Source organism: Acinetobacter sp., from assembly GCF_036666595.1.
Classification (GTDB): Bacteria; Pseudomonadota; Gammaproteobacteria; order Pseudomonadales; family Moraxellaceae; genus Acinetobacter.
Genome location: NZ_JAVWVO010000075.1, coordinates 1 through 738, shown reverse-complemented (window position 1 = coordinate 738; position 738 = coordinate 1). Strand labels below are relative to the sequence as shown.

The following is a 738-nucleotide window of genomic DNA, read 5'->3' as shown; positions in this document are numbered from 1 at the left end:
CTTTAAACAGTCATACTGTATCGCATGATTTTTATATAGAGCCCATATATAACAAAGGTTCACTTCAAAATAGTCTCACAGAATTTTTTATTAGAGAATCAATAAGACACTCTGAATCAAATCACTCCCCATTTTCTAAATTAGATTTTACATATGAACCAATATTAGGTTGGAAAACGCAACTTAATAAATCCTTAAATGAATGGTTCTTTGGTGACGATTTCCCAATTTCAGATGATTATGAGATTGTTAAAAAAAATATAATTTCAAAAATTATAGACCTTCTGGAAAGTATTTCAGAATATGAATTAAATCTATATTTGCTAGATAACAGCTCATTTGATGTTTGCTATCTTGATTATGTAGTTACATATCAAGATGACTATTATTATTTACACTTTTCTTGGAATGATTAGAAAACCTAAAATTAACATAATACACCTTATACGAAATGCTAAAAGTGAGTTTATTTCACTGATTTTTATGTATTTTTTAAAATTTAAAACCTAGGCTGGTGCCTAGGTTTTTTCATTTCGTATAACAGCCATTATGTTAAATAGAATGAAGAGTTGAGAGTAGAACTTAATTGAAGAGACATAATTTGTCGCATGTTTTTTAAACAACATGTTGTAAATGGTTTAAACATAGTAATGTACTCTAATAAATTTTTTATTATTAATATCTAAGAGTTATAAAGTTATGTCACGACCAGAAATACAAAATTTAAGAACTTGGCCC

The 738-nt window shown here is 27.0% G+C and carries 1 protein-coding gene; it reads left to right on the top strand.

The window, feature by feature from the left end; all coding sequences use genetic code 11:
* Positions 1-416, top strand: a 416-nt coding sequence (locus RR876_RS16855; protein WP_332637174.1) for a hypothetical protein, incomplete at its 5' end; no start/stop codon positions are given.
* Between the last annotated feature and the right edge of the window lie 322 nt (positions 417-738).